The sequence below is a fragment of the Pseudomonas sp. IT-P44 genome (assembly GCF_949768225.1).
GTDB classification, from domain to species: domain Bacteria; phylum Pseudomonadota; class Gammaproteobacteria; order Pseudomonadales; family Pseudomonadaceae; genus Aquipseudomonas; species Aquipseudomonas migulae.
This window is the reverse complement of record NZ_CATKQM010000090.1, coordinates 24,917-39,750: the sequence shown is the minus strand read 5'-3', so window position 1 is coordinate 39,750 and position 14,834 is coordinate 24,917. Positions and strand designations below refer to the sequence as shown.

The following is a 14,834-nucleotide window of genomic DNA, read 5'->3' as shown; positions in this document are numbered from 1 at the left end:
CCCATGACTCAGACTTCCATTACTCGTAGCTGGGTTGCCTCCGCCAACGGCCATGTCGACTTCCCGCTGCAAAACCTGCCGCTGGGCGTGTTCAGCGTGAAGGGTTCTGCGCCGCGCAGTGGCGTGGCGATTGGCGAACACATCTTCGATCTGCAAGCGGCACTCGACGCCGGCCTGTTCGACGGCGCTGCAAAAGCGGCGGTCGAAGCCACCCGTGGCGGTCAGCTCAATGCGTTTTTCGAACTCGGCCGCGAGGCTCGTGTTGCCCTGCGTGAGCGCTTGATTGAACTGTTCAAGGAAGGCAGCACCCTGCACGGCAAGATCGAAGCCCAAGGTGCAAAACTGCTGCCGCTGGCGGCGAACTGCGAGATGCACCTGCCAGCAAAAATCAACGATTACACCGACTTCTACGTCGGCATCGAGCACGCGCAAAACGTCGGCAAACTGTTCCGTCCCGACAACCCGCTGCTGCCGAACTACAAGTACGTGCCGATCGGTTACCACGGCCGCGCATCGACCATTCGCCCGTCCGGCACCGACGTTCGCCGTCCGAAAGGCCAGACCCTGCCGGCCGGTCAGACCGAACCGACCTTCGGCCCGTGTGCACGGCTGGATTACGAACTGGAACTGGGCATCTGGATCGGCCAGGGCAACGACATGGGCGACTCGATTGCCATCGGCGACGCCGCCGATCACATCGCCGGTTTCTGCCTGCTCAACGACTGGTCGGCGCGGGATATCCAGGCGTGGGAATACCAGCCTCTGGGGCCGTTCCTGTCGAAGAGTTTCATTACCAGCATCTCGCCATGGGTGGTGACGGCCGAAGCGCTGGAGCCGTTCCGTCGTGCGCAACCGGCGCGTCCGGAAGGCGATCCGCAGCCGCTGCCTTACCTGTTCGACAAACGTGACCAGGCCGCGGGTGCCTTCGACATCGAACTGGAAGTGCTGCTGCTGACCGAAGGCATGCGCGAGCAGAACCTGCCGGCCCATCGCCTGACCCTGAGCAACACCCGACACATGTACTGGACCGTGGCGCAAATGGTTGCGCACCACAGCGTCAACGGCTGCCAGTTGCAGGCCGGCGATCTGTTCGGCTCGGGCACTTTGTCGGGGCCGGAAAGCGGTCAGTTCGGCAGCCTGCTGGAAATCACCGAGGGCGGTAAAAAGCCGATCGAACTGGCCTCCGGCGAAGTGCGTAAATTCCTTGAGGACGGCGACGAAATCATCCTGCGTGCCCGTTGCAGCCGCGACGGTTTTGCCTCCATCGGTTTCGGCGAATGCCGTGGCAAAGTGCTGCCGGCGCGTTAAGAGGAACGGGTCATGGAACTCTATACCTACTACCGTTCGACCTCGTCTTACCGGGTGCGTATCGCATTGGCGTTGAAGGGCCTGGATTACAAGGCGTTGCCGATCAACCTGATCGCGCCGCCGGGCGGTGAGCATCGCCAGCCACCGTACCTGGCGATCAATCCGCAAGGCCGGGTGCCGGCCTTGCGCACCGACGAAGGCGAGTTGCTGATTCAGTCACCGGCGATCATCGAGTACCTGGAGGAACGTTATCCACAGGTGCCGCTGCTGTCCAAAGACCTCGCCGCTCGCGCGCATGAGCGCGGTGTGGCGGCGGTGATTGGCTGCGACGTGCATCCGCTGCACAACGTCAGCGTGCTCAACAGGCTGCGGCAGTTGGGCCACGATGAAGCGCAGGTGGTCGAGTGGATCGGGCACTGGATCAGCCAAGGGCTGGCGACGGTGGAACAGTTGATTGGTGATGAAGGTTATTGCTTCGGCGCTGAGCCGGGGCTGGCGGATGTGTACCTGATTCCGCAGCTGTACGCGGCTGAACGTTTCAACATTTCGCTGGAGGCATACCCACGGATTCGTCGAGTGGCGACGCTGGCGGCGACGCATCCAGCGTTCATGAAAGCGCACCCGGCCAATCAGCCAGACACTCCTTGAAAACATCACACCGCCCCCTGTAGGAGCGAAGCTTGCTTGCGAAGAACGATAACGCGGTGTTCTTGACGGACCGCGGCGTCTGAATCGCCAGCAAGCCGGCTCCTACAGGTTCAAATACCGCACAATTCCCTGTAGGAGCGAAGCTTGCTCGCGAAGAACGATAACGCGTTGTTCCTGATGGACCGCGGCGTATCAATCGCCAGCAAGCCGGCTCCTACAGGTTCAAATACCGCACAATTCCCTGTAGGAGCGAAGCTTACTCGCGATGAACGATAACGCGGTGTTCCTGACGGACCGCGGCGTCTGAATCGCCAGCAAGCCGGCTCCTACAGGTTCAAATACCGCACAATTCCCTGTAGGAGCGAAGCTTGCTCGCGATGAACGATAACGCGGTGTTCCTGACTGACCGCGGCGTCTGAATCGCCAGCAAGCCGGCTCCTACAGGGTCAAATACCGCACAATTCCCTGTAGGAGCGAAGCTTGCTCGCGATGAACGATAACGCGGTGTTCCTGACTGACCGCGGCGTCTGAATCGCCAGCAAGCCGGCGCCTGCAGGTTCAGTGGACGATTGAGTTGGGGGGCAGGTGGCCGAGTCGTTCGGTCAGGCGGATCCGCTGGATAGGGTCGTCGCTGAGCAGCAGCGCATGCTCCAGATCGAAACGCTCGGCGTTCGGGCAGTCCAGCCGCTGGTAAAGGCTGGCCCGGGCCAGGTAATCGGAGGCGCTGGCGTTGCCCAGTTCCAGTACGCGTTCGGCGTCGATCAACGCGCCAATGTAGTCATCGTGGGAAAGGTGCAACTGGCGCAGGTTGCGTGACAACCGCTGGAGCATTTGCACCGGCTCGGCCGTCAGCAAATGTTCGGCGCTGAGTTTCATGTTCGGGCCGTACTGGCGTTGCAGCAGTTCCCGGCAATCGTTGGGGTACAACCGTCGACCGCCGCAAGGGTCCAGCAGGTGATCGGCCCCCGGAACCCGCAGCAGGAAATGCCCTGGGAAGTTGACCCCGACCAGGGGGATTTCCAGGCCTCTGGCCAGTTCCAGCGCAATCAGGCCCAGGGCCAATGGCTGGCCACGTCGGCGCTCCAGCACTTTGTCGAGCAAGGCCACTTGCGGTCGCAATGGCGTGAAATCGTCCTGGGCGTATCCCAGATCATTCAGGCGTCGCAACAGCGGCTGGGCCAGCTCGCTCACCGGCAACATCGGCAAGCCGTAACTGACGCGCTGTTGCAGCTCCTTGAAATTTGCCAGTACCGCCTGCGGATCCACCTCTTTATCGTGCTCGACGGCAATCCACAGCGCCGCTTCGAACAGCGCGGGCGGTGATCGTTGCAGGCAGTCGAAAAAACGTTGGCGGGGCGTCATCAAAATCTCCGGGACATGCCTCGTTTTAGCCTCCCCTGCGGCATTCGTCCAGTGCCGCGCAGGTTATGTCCGAAAGCCTGAATGGCGGCGCCGCTTATTCCGGTGCGCTTCTGCAAATTTTGGGCGCAAGCCTATACTGGCGACTACAAGAAGTGATTCGGGAGCCCCTACGATGTTCGCTCTCATGCAAAGCACTCGCCTTGAATCGCTGCATCTGAGCGTCGACTCGGTTACCGGGTTGAAGGCGGTCATTGCTATTCATAACAGCCGTCTGGGGCCTGCCCTGGGCGGGTGTCGCTACCTTGCCTATCCAAGCGACGAGTCCGCGGTCGAGGATGCCATTCGCCTGGCTCAAGGCATGAGTTACAAGGCGGCACTGGCCGGCCTGGCTCAGGGTGGCGGCGTGGCGGTGATTGTTCGACCGGTCCATGTGGAAAACCGAGCCGCGCTGTTCGAAGCGTTCGGGCGCTGCATCAATCAGCTCGACGGGCGCTACATCACGGCCATCGACAGCGGTACCTCAGTGGCGGACATGGATTGCATCGCCCAACAGACCCAGCACGTCACCAGCACCACTTCGGCGGGCGATCCGGCGCCTCACGCGGCGATGGGCGTATTCACCGGCATTCGTGCCACCGCCATGGCCCGCCTGGGCAGCGACAACCTCGAAGGCCTGCGCGTGGCCATTCAAGGCCTGGGCAATGTCGGTTATGCCTTGGCCGAGCAGTTACACGCTGCCGGTGCCGAACTGCTGGTCAGCGACATCGATCACGGCAAGGTGCAACTGGCGATGGAGCAACTCGGCGCTCACCCGATTGCCAACGAGGCGTTGCTCAGCACGCCCTGCGACATTCTCGCGCCGTGCGGCCTCGGCGGCGTGCTCAACAGCAACACCGTTACGCAACTGCGATGCTCGGCAGTGGCCGGTTCGGCGAATAACCAACTGACTCATCTGGATGTCGCGGATCAACTGGAACGGCGAGGCATTCTTTATGCGCCGGATTATGTGATCAATGCCGGCGGGCTGATTTACGTGTCGCTCAAACACCGTGGCGAAGAGCTGACGACCATCACCGCGCACTTGTCGAAAATCAGCTCACGGCTGACCGAAGTGTTCGCCCATGCCCAGGCTGAGAAACGTTCCCCCGCCCGAGTGGCGGACGAGTTGGCGGAGAAAGTCTTGTACCGGTGAAGGCTCGCCGCGCCCTTCACTTCGCTGGCAAATTCTAAAGACCTGACTACGCTGCAAGCGGGATGGCGCAACGCCACCCGCCCGGTTGATGAGGGCCTGCCAGCGTCTGGGGCAATCATGACTGGCGCACTGCTTTTTCGTGATTTCAAGGAGCGAATCATGTCTTCCAGTTCTTCTCTCACCTGCAATTTCACGATCAACTCCAGCCTTGATATTGGCGTGTCGTTTGTCAGCGACGATAACGGCGCCAATTACGGCGGGCAGATCACTATTTTCACCCCCGGCACCGCAGGTCCGGTGAGCACCGGTTTATGGGACAACGACGGCAACGTCTTCTTCACCCTCTACCAGTCTGAAAACCCGGCCATCAACTGCGTTATCAATTCGGGATCGACGCCCGGTTCCTGGGACCCCTACGTGGAGGTCGCCCAGCAAAATGGCCTGATCTGCACCATCACCGGCCCGGTGCAGCAGCCCGGTGAAAACACGTTTGGTTATACCCTCAATGTCGCGCAGGGCACGGGCGTTGGTCAGGGTGCCGTTACGGGACAGGCAGCAGGATCGCCGACGCCGCAATACGTTGCGCGAATGACGCTTCCTGCAGGCGGTAAAGAGGCGTGGACGCTGATCATGCAGGGCAATACACCGGTGCCCGACGAAATCAGTGTTGGCTCGCCGGTCGTCATGGCATGGGCGCGGTTTGACGACGGGACGCAGGTCGCCGGCGGTGTCTACAAATCGGCCACCCCGACAGACTACAACGTCAAGTTCATGTGGGTGCTGGACGCCGACGGTAATCAGTACCCCGGTTGGCCCATCGATGTCAGCGATCACGAGGACTTCCTCAACAATGGCTACCTGTTTTCACTGACGCCTGACAGTGAAGAGGTCTACCTGTTGAACGTCGTTGAACGGCCATGGGTGAAATCATGAGCACTTCTTACACCTTCTCCGTCAGCCTGTTTGACGCGAGCGCCAACCCGAACGGGTTGCAGGTTTGGCAGAGCGGCACGTTGACGTTCGACACCGATTCGGTGACGGGCGCATTGGCGCTACCGGATTTCTACCAGGATCCGATCCCGTACGAGGGAAGCACCGTATCGCCAGCAACGTTGGCGGGCACGATCATCGAGGCCTCGGGCAAAAGTGCCGAGGCACAGATCACCTTCACGGTGACCTATAACTTTGATGGTTTCCTTTACAACGGTAGCTATGTCGGCGGTTTGATCAGCGTGCTCGACTACGCTGCGCAAGAAACGTATCTCTACGTCATCCAGGGACTTTCTCCGCAGTCGCCATGGGGTGCGTCAGTACGTGGAAGCTCGACAGCTGCAGACGAGCGAACGCCGCGAACGGTTTGAGCCGCGTTTTTCGCAGGCATGAAAAAGGCCCTGAGTCATTCGACTCAGGGCCTGTTCAATTCGGGTGTTGCTTACTTCGGCGTTTTAGCGGCTTTGGCTGGCTTGGTCGGCTCAGCTGTTTCTGTCACTTCAACCTGTTCCGCGACTTCAACAGGCGCGCTCAACAGCTCGGACAACGCGTCCGGCTGACTCTTGAACGCCTTGGCGAACACATCGCGGTTCTTCGCCATGTAGATCCCGGCTTCTTCCACTTGCTGCTCGGTCAGGGACGGAACGGCTTTTTGCAACACTTCAGCCAGCAATTCGGCCAGTTCGAGCATTTTGTCATGACGGTCAGCTTCGGCTTTATCCATGAACAAGCGCTCCAGATCTCGGCTGCTGCGGTATACCACTTCGACGGCCATTCACCACCTCACATGCCTTCACGATAGTTGTCTGTTTCGACCACTGTGTTTTTATACAGCGAAAAGGATAAGCGAATCCCTGCGCTTTGGGTAGTGGCTTTTTAATGTAGACCGAAATCAGCGTTTGTCAGGTAGACCGCGTTGCTCCATTCGCGGGCAAGCCTCGCTCCTACAGGGCAATACCGCTACGTAGGAGCGAGGCTTGCCCGCGAACGCGCCCGTCCAGACACCACAAAAGTGTCCACTGGCAGCCTATCGCCATCTCACCATCAACCTCTGGCCTTTTTTCTGCATGCAGAACAACCGTCACGTCCAACCCGCATCATCCGCTCGAACCGAGCTAAGGAAGAATCATCGTGAAAATCAACTGGGCCGAGAACCTGCGGCAGAACGTGCACCAACTGGCCGAATCCCTGGGCAATCTGTTCGTCGAGACCTTCCACTACCTGGCGTTGTTCGCCATCGGTGCGGTGACCGCGTGGGCGGCGGTGATGGAGTTTCTGGGGATGATCGAAGCGGGGCACATCAAGATCGACGACATCTTGCTGCTGTTCATCTACCTCGAACTGGGCGCAATGGTCGGGATTTACTTCAAGACCAATCACATGCCGGTGCGTTTCCTGATCTACGTGGCGATCACCGCGCTGACGCGGTTGTTGATCTCCAACGTCTCGCACCACAATCCGCCGGACCTGGGCATCATTTACCTGTGCGGCGGGATTCTGCTGCTGGCGTTTGCGATTCTGGTGGTGCGTTACGCCTCGTCGCAATTCCCTTCGGTGAAGATCGAACACCCGCAACGCAAGACCGGTGCGGGTTCCGGTGAGCATCCCGAAGTGGAGAAGGGCGAGATTTAAAACCGCATGGCGGGGCGTGGGTGGGCTTTGGTCGATGGCGGCGGCGGGGTGCGATTGTCGCTGTCGGTCATGGCTTCGAGGATGGTCATTGCGCTGTGACCCTGCTCGATGGCGATGCCGAATTGAATACTTTGCACCAGGCGTTTGAGGCGCTTGGGGTCATTGCGTTGTTCGGCGCTGATCATTCGCTTGGCCACGACGCGGCCGCTGTTGGAGAGGGTCAGCATGATGCTGCCGTCCAGCCCCTGAATGCTCAGGTTGATCTGGTAATCCGGTGCAAAGGCATCGGTGATGAGCTGAAAAGGGTTGTCCATGATGCGTCACCGCCTGATTGAACGTGCAGTAGTTGACCGGCCATGATCGGGTTGGTTCGCAACACCGGACCATCGGCCTGTCGCTCGCGGAGGTATTCAAACATCCTTTTTGCCTCGTCAGGGATATAGCAAGGGGCATGCCGGAAAGATTGTCGAACAATGTAGGAGCGAGCTTGCTCGCGATGTTCGTCAACGATAACGCGTGTTTACCGGGTAAACGTGGCGCTCTCGAGACCATCGCGAGCAGGCTCGCTCCTACAAGAACTTTGCCCGTTTCAGGGCATGAATGAGTAGATGATCGCAGACAGTGCAATCAGACCGATCAACACCACAAACACGTTCGACGCCTGGCCCGAATACTGGCGCAAAGCCGGCACGCGGCGGATGGCGTACATCGGCATCAGGAACAACAGGCACGCAATGATCGGCCCGCCGAGGGTTTCGATCATGCCAAGGATGCTCGGGTTGAAAGTGGCCACGGCCCAGCAGCTGAGGATCATGAACAGTGCAGTGATGCGGTTCAGCCAGCTCGCCGACATCACCCGGCCACGACCACGCAGGCTTTTCACGATCAGGCCCTGAAAGCCTTCGCTGGCGCCGATGTAATGGCCGAGGAAGGATTTGGTGATCGCCACCAGCGCAATCAGCGGCGCGGCGTAGGCAATGACCGGGGTCTGGAAGTGGTTGGCCAGGTACGACAGGATCGAGATGTTCTGTGCCTTCGCCGCCGCCAGATCAGCCGGGGACAGGGCCAGCACGCAGCTGAAACAGAAGAACATCACGGTCACCACCATCATCCCGTGGGCAATGGCGAGGATGCCGCTGCTCTTGCGCTCGGCCTGCTCGCCGTACCGCTGCTTCTGATCGACTGCGAAGGCGGAGATGATCGGCGAATGGTTGAACGAAAACACCATCACCGGGATCGCCAGCCACAGCGTTTTGAAGAACAGCGGCATCGGCATGCCGTCACCGGCAGTGGCGAAGAACGCGCCGTTCCAGTTCGGAATCAGACTGATACCGAGCAGTAGCAACGCCGCGACGAACGGGTAAACCAGCACGCTCATGCATTTGACGATGACACCCTGGCCGCAGCGCACAATCGCCATCAGACCAAGGATCAGCCCCAGCGACAGCACCGCCCGAGGTGGCGGGGCGATGTGCAACTGGTGCTCCATGAAACTGCTGAGGGTGTTGGTCAGCGCCACGCTGTACACCAGCAGAATCGGGAAGATCGCGAAAAAATACAGCAGCGTGATCAGCTTGCCGGCACCGATGCCGAAGTGTTCTTCCACCACTTCGGTGATGTCCCCGGAGCGTCCCGACAGCACGAAGCGAGTCAGGCCGCGGTGGGCAAAGAAGGTCATCGGAAACGCCAGCACCGCCAGGATCAGCAGCGGCCAGAAGCCACCCACGCCAGCGTTGATCGGCAGGAACAGCGTGCCGGCGCCAATCGCCGTGCCGTAGAGGCCCAGCATCCAGGTGGTGTCGTGTTTGCTCCAGCCCTTGTGGGCTGTTTCTGTATTGCGTGTCAGGTCTACAGCAGGATTATCGGCAGCAGGTGTACGTACATCGGTCATCGTTATTGGCCTCGTTATTATTCTTGCTCGGGCTCACGTGTTGCGGACGGTCGGGAATGCTCCTCAGCACTCCACCCAGCTGACAGCCAGGCCGCCCCGTGAAGTCTCTTTGTATTTGTCGTGCATGTCGGCGCCGGTATCGCGCATGGTGCGGATCACCCGGTCCAGGGAAATGAAGTGTTTGCCGTCGCCGCGCAGGGCCATTTGCGTGGCGTTGATCGCCTTCACGGCCGCGATGGCGTTGCGCTCGATACACGGCACTTGCACCAGGCCGCCGACCGGGTCGCAGGTCAGGCCCAGGTTGTGTTCCAGGCCGATTTCGGCGGCGTTTTCCAGTTGCTCGGGCGTGGCGCCCAGTACGTCGGCCAGACCGGCGGCGGCCATGGCGCACGCCGAACCGACTTCGCCCTGACAGCCGACTTCGGCGCCGGAGATCGAGGCGTTTTTCTTACAGAGAATGCCTACGGCCGCGGCGCCCAAAAAGAACGCAACGACGTCATCGTCCGACGCGTCCGGGTTGAATTTCATGTAGTAGTGCAGGACGGCGGGAATGATCCCGGCCGCGCCGTTGGTAGGCGCGGTGACCATCCGTCCGCCGGCGGCGTTTTCTTCGTTCACGGCGAGGGCAAACAGGTTCACCCATTCCATCGCCGACAGTGTCGAAGTGATGACATTCGGCTTGCCGATTTCCAGCAGGCTGCGGTGCAATTTCGCTGCGCGGCGCGGAACATTCAGACCGCCGGGCAGGATGCCTTCGTGGCGCAAACCCTGCTCGACGCACTCGCGCATCACCGACCAGATGTGCAGCAAGCCCTGACGGATTTCGGCTTCGCTGCGCCAGGCCCGCTCGTTGGCCATCATCAACTCGGAAACCCGCAGGCCATGCTGATTGCAGAGCTTGAGCAATTCGGCGGCGCTGGAAAAATCATACGGCAGCACCACGTCGCTGGTCGGCGCGATGCCGGACTCGGCTTCGGCCGCTTCAATGATGAAACCGCCGCCGATCGAGTAGTACGTTTGCTCCGACAGCTCACCGGTGTCGCCGAAAGCTGTCAGCGACATGGCGTTGGGGTGGTAGGGCAGGCTCTCGTCGAGCAGCAGGAGATCATGTTGCCAGTTGAAGGCGATTGTTTTTTTGCCGGCGAGATTCAGTTCGCCGGTCTCGAGCAGGGTTTTGATGCGGCTGTCGATGCAGGTCGGGTCGATGCTGTCCGGCCATTCGCCCATCAGGCCCATGACGCAGGCGCGGTCGGTGGCGTGGCCGACGCCGGTGGCGGAAAGGGAGCCATACAGGCGGATTTCCACTCGGCGTACGGCGTCCAGCAAATGCTGGTCAATCAGTGCCTGGGCAAAGGTCGCGGCGGCGCGCATCGGGCCGACGGTGTGAGAACTGGACGGACCGATGCCGACTTTGAAAAGATCAAAAACACTGATAGCCATGCTAAAGCCTATACAAGCAATGGAAGAGAAATCGCTGCCATTTTTGTAGGACAAGCGCAATGTCGGCGATACTGCCTACCTCGGTCCTACGTGACCAACGAAACTTCCTAAGACAGCCTTTAGCAGGACTAAACAATGAGTCGCCAATTGCACGCCCAGACTTACGTCTGGCTGCACGTGTTTTCCTGTGCCGCACGGCACTTGTCATTCACCCGCTGCGCCGAAGAACTGCACATCACGCCGGGGGCGGTCAGTCAGCAGATCCGACAACTGGAAGAGCGGCTGGGGTTTCGACTGTTCCACCGGCGTGCCCGGGGCGTGGAGTTGAGCGCGCAAGGCCAGCGACTGGCCATTACGGTCAACGAGGCTTACGGCAGCATCGACGCGGAATTGCGACGACTGGACGCGGGAATGATCAGCGGAATTCTGCGGGTACGGTCGATTCCATCGTTCCTGAGCAAATGGCTGACCCCGCGTCTGCCGCGCTTGCAGCAGCGTTTTCCGGACATTCAGCTGCGCCTGGTGGCCGAGGACAGCAGCGTGCCGTTGCATGAGGGCGACTTTGACCTGGCCATCGACCTGAACGACGGCAGCTACCCTGGCTTGTTATCCACAACCTTGCTCGACGAACAGATTTTCCCGGTCTGTGCGCCGAGTCTGTTGCGCGGACGGCCGCCTTTGCATGGCCCGGCAGACCTGTCGCACTTTCCGCTGTTGCACGACATTACGGCCTGGCGCGGCAGTTACGAGTACGCGGAGTGGGAGTTCTATCTCAACGCCATCGGCTTCGAAGGCGCTGACGTGCGGCGCGGGCACACGTTCAATCGCAATCACCTGACTATCGAAGCGGCGATTGCCGGCATGGGCGTGGCGATTGCGCGGCGAACGCTGTTGAACGATGAGCTGGAGCGCGGGACGTTGATTGTGCCGTTCGGGTTGGCGGTGCCCAATCACAAACGTTATGTGCTGCTTTACGCGCCGGGGGCGCTGAGCCATCCGGGCGTGCGCGCGGTACATGACTGGCTGGTAGAGGAGGCGGGAGTTTTTCGCAGCCTGCACCCGCTGGCGGAGCGGCAGATGTGAGTAATTATGACAAAGAAGTGAAGCGACCCAACTCCCGACCTTAACAGCGCTTTTGCTCCTTGTCCGGCTTTTTTTGCGTATGAAAATTTATCTTTTTTCAGGGGTTGAATTGTTCAGCGTACAGACCGATTGTGTAACCAAGAGGTCACGGTGATGACGCCCAAGGGCCAGCCGAGGGGCCTCTCGCGAGCTAGCTGAAATAAGGGATGAACTATGCAAATCCAAGTCAACAGCGATAACCATATTCAAAGCAGCATCCGACTGGAGGAGTGGGTACGTACTACCATTGAGAGCACGCTCGAACGTTATGAAGAGGACCTGACACGCGTCGAGGTCCATCTGCGGGACGAGAACGGCGACAAGCCCGGTCCCCATGATTTGCGCTGCCAGCTGGAAGCGCGGCCAAAAGGCCACCAACCGATTTCTGTCACCCATAAAGCCGAAAACCTGGAACTGGCGATCGACGGTGCGGCTGAAAAACTCGAACATGCACTGGAACATCTGTTTGGCAAACTGCGGGGCAAACCACGTGCCGCTGTGGTGCCGTTCGAGAGACGTGCAGCCGATGCGCTGCTGGAAGACGAGTTTCTCGAGAATGAACAGGCTGCACAAAACGGCTGACGCCTGATTTAACGTCCCAACGAAAAACGGGCCTGCATTGCAGGCCCGTTGTTGTTTGTGCCGATTATCGCGGCGCCGCGGTTCCTTGTAGGAGCGTGGCTTGCCCGCGAAGAGGCCCGGAAAGTCCAGCGCATATGTCGCTCGTTAAATCGCCTTCGCGGGCAAGCCTCGCTCCTACAGGGGTGAATTGCAGCGAGGCTGTTCAGTTTCAGATCAGAACGCCACCGACGTCTGCACATACACCGTCCGCGGTTCCCCGACGTACTTGCCCTTGTTGTTGTCATCGAACGAGCGTGTGAAGTACTGGTGGTTGAAGATGTTTTTCACCCCCACCGCCACATTCAAATCCGACAACTTCGGCCCGAAGTCATACGCCGCGCGGCTGCTGAACAGCATGTAGCCAGGAATCGTGCCCGTGCTGCCGTCGGCGCTTTCTTTCGACGTGTTGGCGTTGTCGGCAAACTGGTCGCTCTGATAGCTGCTGTCCAGGTTCAACTTCCACGCGCCTTCGGTGTAACCGACGCCCACGGTGCCCTTGTGTTTCGAGGAGAACGGCACACGATTGCCCTTGTTCGGCCCGTCTTCGCGGATGGTCGCGTCCACATAGGCATAAGTGGCGTAGACATCGAAACCGGCCAGTGCCGGGCTCACATCATCGAGTGCGTAGTTGACGCTGGTTTCGATGCCCTGATGGCGAGTCTCGCCCCGAGCGATCACCGAATCGTTGGTCTGATTACTTTCGTACTGATTGTCGAAGTTGATCAGGAACGTGCCGATTTCCGCGCGTAACGCACCGTTGTCGTAGCGGGTGCCCAGTTCCCAGGTGCGCGCTTTTTCCGGTTTGACTTCGCCGCTGGTCACGCGGTTTGGCATCTGGCTGTATTGCACGCTGCCGAACGAGCCTTCGGTGTTGGCGTAGAGGTTCCAGCTGTCGGTCAGGTGATAGAGCACGTTCAGCGCCGGCAGGGCGGTGTTGTAGTCGCCCTTGTATTTCTCGTTCGTCAGGTTGTTGGTCTGTTGCGATTCGATCATTTCGTAGCGGATGCCCGGCGTCACTGTCCATTTGCCGATGTCGATCCGGTCATCGACGAAAAACGCATTGGCCTCGGTGCCGCCGCGCGTATCGCGGTCGTTGCGGCTGTTGGTGGTCGGATACTCGTTACTGGCAATCGGCGTGCGATAGCGCAGTTCGTGGCCGGCCTCGTTGATGTAGCGATAGCCGACACCGACTTCATGGCTGGTGGGGCCAACATCAAAGCCTTGGGCGAAGCGGGTTTCCAGGCCACGTACCCAGTACTCGCGTGGCGACAGCGACAGGAACGTGCCCTGATCCAGATAGCCGCTGCGCAGGGTTTTGGTGAAGAAGGTGTTGGCGGTGAATTCGCGGCGATCTTCCTGATAGCGATAGCCGAAGTTGAACATTGTCCGGCGGCCCCAGAACTGATCTTTCGGGCGGGTCGACTGGTACGGATCGGCATCGTAATCGGCAACGTTCAGGCCACCGGGCATGTCGGCCTTGCCTTCGTAATACTGGGCCATGGCATTGAAGCTGTTGGCGTCGTCGAGCTGGTATTTGCCTTTGAGAATCAGGTCATCGATCTCGGTGTCGCTATGTTCACGCCAGTCGCCACCGCGTGTGCCGGAATACAACAACGCGCCGCCCAGGCCATTGTCGGCAGTGCCGCCGGCCAGCAGGTTGCCGGTGGTCTTGAAACCGTCGTGGCTGGAGGAGGGGCTGGTTTCGGTCTGGAAACCGCCTTTCACCGTGGGCTCGTCGGGAATCGCGCGGGTCACGAAGTTGACCACGCCGCCGACGTTTTGCGGGCCATAACGCACCGCGCCGCCGCCGCGCACCACGTCGACCGCGTCCATGTTGCCCATGCTGATCGGCGCGAACGACAACTGTGGCTGACCGTAAGGCGCGAAGGGCACCGGGATGCCATCCATCAACACCGTCGAGCGCGACGCCAGGCGCGGATTGAGACCACGAATCCCGAAGTTCAGTGCCATGTCATGGCTGCCGGTGCCATTGTTGTCCGGCGCGTTGACGCCGGGGATGCGGTTGAGCACGTCCCTGGCCTGGGTTGCGCCCTGGCGTTCGAATTCCTCGCGACGGATCACGTCACGCGCGCCGGGATGTTCGAAGACGTTGATTTGTTGCGCATCACCGAGCCAGTCGCCGACCACTTTGGACGTGTCCAGCTCCAGCGCAGCATTGCCCACCGGTTGCAGGCTGAACGCATTGTTGCCTTCGGCGCGGGCCTGCAGGCCGGTGCCTTCGAGCAAGGCGTTCAAGCCCTGTTCGGCGGTGTAGTTGCCCTCCAGGCCACGACTCTGCACACCGCTGGTGACTTGCGAGCCAAACGAAATCAACACGCCGGCTTCACGGCCGAACTGGTTGAGGGCGTTTTCCAGCGACGATGGCGCGATGTGGTACGGCTTGGCATCGTCTGCGTGGACGAGTGGCAGCGCGCCGAAGCTCAGGCTGGCGCCCAGCAAGAGTTGGCGCAAGGTGCGGGCCAGCGGGGTAAGGCGGGTGGGGTGCATGGAGGACGATCCTGAGAAGGTGGAATCAAGGTGGCTTTCCTTCTCTGTCACGCCAGATCTGAAAAACGGCTCACGGTTGTGTGAATATTTTTTGGGGCTTTCGCAAGCAACCCCGCTGCC

General features: G+C 60.1%; 13 protein-coding genes and 1 pseudogene. 8 read left to right on the top strand and 6 right to left on the bottom strand.

Annotation, left to right across the window (positions count from 1 at the left end; translation table 11 throughout):
* The first annotated feature begins 3 nt into the window (after positions 1-3).
* On the top strand, positions 4-1,308 hold the full coding sequence (gene fahA / locus ACM6IO_RS28125) for a fumarylacetoacetase (RefSeq protein WP_414912631.1): 1,305 nt from the start codon (positions 4-6) through the stop codon (positions 1,306-1,308).
* 12 nt (positions 1,309-1,320) lie between these two features.
* On the top strand, positions 1,321-1,956 hold the full coding sequence (gene maiA, locus ACM6IO_RS28120) for a maleylacetoacetate isomerase (RefSeq protein WP_414912630.1): 636 nt from the start codon (positions 1,321-1,323) through the stop codon (positions 1,954-1,956).
* Between the two features lie 558 nt (positions 1,957-2,514).
* Here maiA and ACM6IO_RS28115 read toward each other — a convergent pair.
* Positions 2,515-3,318 (bottom strand): SirB1 family protein, encoded by an 804-nt coding sequence (locus tag ACM6IO_RS28115; RefSeq protein WP_192227757.1) that lies wholly within the window; start codon positions 3,316-3,318, stop codon positions 2,515-2,517.
* Between the two features lie 172 nt (positions 3,319-3,490).
* On the opposite strand from ACM6IO_RS28115, the gene ACM6IO_RS28110 reads away from it, so the two are divergent.
* The 3 genes from ACM6IO_RS28110 to ACM6IO_RS28100 all read left to right on the top strand — a co-directional run bounded on the left by ACM6IO_RS28110 (position 3,491) and on the right by ACM6IO_RS28100 (position 5,871).
* Positions 3,491-4,510 carry a Glu/Leu/Phe/Val dehydrogenase family protein gene (locus ACM6IO_RS28110; protein ID WP_008025318.1) on the top strand — a complete coding sequence of 340 codons (1,020 nt, stop codon included), beginning with the start codon at positions 3,491-3,493 and terminating at the stop codon, positions 4,508-4,510.
* Positions 4,511-4,627: 117 nt separating this feature from the next.
* Positions 4,628-5,443, top strand: coding sequence for a hypothetical protein (locus ACM6IO_RS28105; RefSeq protein ID WP_414912629.1), 816 nt, complete (start codon positions 4,628-4,630; stop codon positions 5,441-5,443).
* Positions 5,440-5,871 (top strand): hypothetical protein, encoded by a 432-nt coding sequence (locus ACM6IO_RS28100; RefSeq protein ID WP_008041821.1) that lies wholly within the window; start codon positions 5,440-5,442, stop codon positions 5,869-5,871. Before ACM6IO_RS28105 ends, ACM6IO_RS28100 begins: the two co-directional genes overlap by 4 nt.
* Positions 5,872-6,035: 164 nt before the next feature.
* Here ACM6IO_RS28100 and ACM6IO_RS28095 read toward each other — a convergent pair.
* Positions 6,036-6,275: pseudogene (locus ACM6IO_RS28095) on the bottom strand (YebG family protein); the annotation flags it as partial.
* 356 nt (positions 6,276-6,631) lie between these two features.
* Between ACM6IO_RS28095 and ACM6IO_RS28090 the strand changes: the two are divergent.
* Complete coding sequence (locus tag ACM6IO_RS28090; RefSeq protein WP_192417342.1) at positions 6,632-7,132, top strand: phosphate-starvation-inducible protein PsiE; 501 nt, start codon at positions 6,632-6,634, stop codon at positions 7,130-7,132.
* Here the strand turns inward: ACM6IO_RS28090 and ACM6IO_RS28085 are convergent.
* The 3 genes from ACM6IO_RS28085 to ACM6IO_RS28075 form a co-directional block, all read right to left on the bottom strand.
* Entirely contained in the window at positions 7,129-7,446 is a 318-nt protein-coding gene (locus ACM6IO_RS28085; protein WP_008025323.1) for a DUF3509 domain-containing protein, read from the bottom strand. The genes ACM6IO_RS28090 and ACM6IO_RS28085 overlap by 4 nt on opposite strands.
* Positions 7,447-7,721: 275 nt before the next feature.
* Positions 7,722-9,023 carry an HAAAP family serine/threonine permease gene (locus ACM6IO_RS28080; RefSeq protein WP_223434764.1) on the bottom strand — a complete coding sequence of 434 codons (1,302 nt, stop codon included), beginning with the start codon at positions 9,021-9,023 and terminating at the stop codon, positions 7,722-7,724.
* Between the two features lie 63 nt (positions 9,024-9,086).
* Positions 9,087-10,463 carry an L-serine ammonia-lyase gene (locus ACM6IO_RS28075; protein ID WP_414912628.1) on the bottom strand — a complete coding sequence of 459 codons (1,377 nt, stop codon included), beginning with the start codon at positions 10,461-10,463 and terminating at the stop codon, positions 9,087-9,089.
* Between the two features lie 135 nt (positions 10,464-10,598).
* Here ACM6IO_RS28075 and ACM6IO_RS28070 point away from each other — a divergent pair, with 135 nt between their 5' ends.
* Positions 10,599-11,546, top strand: a complete 948-nt coding sequence (locus ACM6IO_RS28070; protein WP_008025326.1) for a LysR substrate-binding domain-containing protein — start codon at positions 10,599-10,601, stop codon at positions 11,544-11,546.
* Between the two features lie 213 nt (positions 11,547-11,759).
* On the top strand, positions 11,760-12,167 hold the full coding sequence (locus ACM6IO_RS28065) for an HPF/RaiA family ribosome-associated protein (RefSeq protein WP_008025327.1): 408 nt from the start codon (positions 11,760-11,762) through the stop codon (positions 12,165-12,167).
* A gap of 213 nt (positions 12,168-12,380) precedes the next feature.
* Here ACM6IO_RS28065 and fecA read toward each other — a convergent pair whose 3' ends face one another.
* Complete coding sequence (gene fecA / locus ACM6IO_RS28060) at positions 12,381-14,714, bottom strand: TonB-dependent Fe(3+) dicitrate receptor FecA (RefSeq protein WP_414912627.1); 2,334 nt, start codon at positions 14,712-14,714, stop codon at positions 12,381-12,383.
* Positions 14,715-14,834: the final 120 nt, after the last annotated feature.